Annotated in this window: 3 protein-coding genes and 1 pseudogene; 2 read left to right on the forward strand and 2 right to left on the reverse strand. The window is 35.7% G+C overall.

Translation table 11 applies throughout. The features are described from left to right. Positions 1–1,258 precede the first annotated feature (1,258 nt). Together GC098_RS27400 and GC098_RS27405 are read left to right on the forward strand one after the other, a co-directional pair. The gene (locus GC098_RS27400) at positions 1,259–1,477 is read left to right on the forward strand and encodes a hypothetical protein (RefSeq protein ID WP_171646375.1); all 219 of its coding nucleotides are present in this window, start codon (positions 1,259–1,261) and stop codon (positions 1,475–1,477) included. A gap of 31 nt (positions 1,478–1,508) precedes the next feature. Then, positions 1,509–1,820 (forward strand): hypothetical protein, encoded by a 312-nt coding sequence (locus GC098_RS27405; RefSeq protein WP_171646376.1) that lies wholly within the window; start codon positions 1,509–1,511, stop codon positions 1,818–1,820. 146 nt (positions 1,821–1,966) lie between these two features. Here the strand turns inward: GC098_RS27405 and GC098_RS27410 are convergent, their stop codons facing one another. Beyond that, on the reverse strand, positions 1,967–2,170 hold the full coding sequence (locus GC098_RS27410; protein ID WP_216625445.1) for a hypothetical protein: 204 nt from the start codon (positions 2,168–2,170) through the stop codon (positions 1,967–1,969). A gap of 14 nt (positions 2,171–2,184) precedes the next feature. Continuing rightward, positions 2,185–2,289 (reverse strand): annotated as a pseudogene (locus tag GC098_RS27415) (cytochrome ubiquinol oxidase subunit I); the annotation flags it as partial.

Below are 2,289 nucleotides of genomic sequence, written 5' to 3' on the forward strand. Positions count from 1 at the left end.
GTCAAAGACATTAGTGCACGGCTGTAAATAACCGGATCATTAGCAAACATGAATTCAACAACTCCTTTACACCACAGCGGTAATCTTCTTCATCTATGACTAAAACAGATGATGAGAAATTGATAATAGTAAGATAACTGCAATGACCAAACACAGAATAATTAACTTTTTTTCCTGCTTTTGATAACGCGTTCCACAACAATCCCCTTTCAAAATTCGAATGTTCCTTAGTATCATCGAATTCATGAAAAATATGTACAAATTACCAATTAATATTACAGGCACAAAAGGGCAATATTAAGAAACATATAAATTCATGGTGAAAGGTTATCGGCCACTTTAATTGTCAGTGAAATCGTACCTGCCAATGACTGTGGCTCTTTACTTTCAACACCGACATGCTAATGACGATTAAAGATCGTCTGTCGCCGGTAAAAGAAAGGGTGAAGTCAGAACTTCGTTTTGCCAAACTTCACATACCACTCGATATCAATCTCTAGGTTTGCTGCGAAATATATATCTTCTAGCTCAAAGAGAACAGGACCTCCGCAGTGCAATGAGTCATAAGACGGCCAACTCCTAGTTTCCCTGTGAAATCGCAGTTTTACCATGCTGGTTCCCTTCTTACTAACTCAGTGCTTTAAACTTTTTAAATTTAAGGTATATTCTGCTTTTAGATTGAAAAAAATAAGTGCACCAAAGTAAATAATGATTGCGGGAGGGATAACAAAATGAAAGCAAAATATGATAATACCACTCTGTGGTTAGTTGCGTCAGTCGTAATCATAGGAATAATTTTGCTTTATATAGCATTCAAATTTATTTTCTAGTCTAAAAAAATTGCTCGAAAATCAGAGCAAGTGGTAAGAATTTCGATTGGGCAATTATTATTCTCACAGGTACCTATTACAAAAGTTGGTGGAGACTTGTCGGATTAGCACCGAATCATAACAAGATCGACCCGTTTTTGTTCGGCAAATGCTCTTTCAGGAATTGAGAATTGTAAGAAAGAGGCATGGTGATTTTGAGGTAATCATACTGTCCGTACTAACCAGTCTCACCCGTTCTGTTAGCTCCCCGTCCTCACGTTACGAGCATTTGTTACTTATAAATTCCAGAGAAGTATCATTTGCACGCTTATGAATAATCAAAAATTCATCCAATTTTTTAAAAAATATTGTGCTTTTCAAGAGCATATTAATGACAAAACACAAGATAATACAATAGTGTTAAACCTCACAAAAAGGAGAACTGCAATATGAATTATCTTCTTTATATTATTGGTTCGGGGATTGTGGTAATTGGTTTGATTCTTTCATTCATTTTTGCAAGAAAACAAGAAAAACGTGAGATGGATAATAGTATGAGTGCAGCGACATATAAGCATCGAGTAGTAGCCAATCCTGGTTTCATTGCTTATGTTTCATTCATTCTGATTGGCCTACTTGTTATAGGCTATGTCTCGATATTTCGCTAACCAATTCCTAAAAAAGGTGGTCTAAGTTAATATGGATAAAAAAAGATATTATGTCTCTGTCCAAGCGGGGACTGTTATGGAAAATCAAGGCGATGCCTCATATGAGCTTGAAATAGATGCTACACCCGATGATATAGATAGACTGAAAGAGGGTTTTGAAGAACTGGAAAATTTTGACCAAACATCATTTATTCAAGTAGCTTCGGCTTTAGGTATTGCATACCATTACGACGAATCAAATGATGGTTATGATTATTATCTTCAAGAAGTCTATGCCTTGATAAATGAGCTTGGTACAGAGGAAACGAAACAACATATTCAGAAAATGAATGTTTTGACATAAAACGTTTTCGTCTAAAATGTATCGTAGGGAGCCCGCGCGGTGCCTACCTAACTCTTACTAGGAAACAAATGCCCTAATTCATTAATTGAATTAGGGCATTTGTTTCACGCGATTAAATTTGTAAGTTATTTAATCTTGATCTTTCTTTATTTCTTATAATCAATTGCCAAAAGAACATCTTTAGTTAATCTATGAATGATATTAATCTCATCCAAACTTCTGGATTTAAGAAGTAGTTTTAGCGAATCAATCATTTTTTCTTTATCTAACTCATCTCTTGAGTCTAGAATTTCAAAATCCTCAAACACTTCCTTAGGATGTACATCTAACGCTTCAATGATCCTCTCCAATGTTTCTAAGGATGTCCAGCTATCCTCATGAAATTTGGCCACAAGAGGTCAATTTGTAGGCCAAGAGCTGTTCCAGAAACAACCCCAACGGCTACCGTAATGACATATCCACGTGTCCA

Source organism: Paenibacillus phytorum, from assembly GCF_013141715.1.
In the GTDB taxonomy this organism is placed as follows: domain Bacteria; phylum Bacillota; class Bacilli; order Paenibacillales; family NBRC-103111; genus Paenibacillus_E; species Paenibacillus_E phytorum.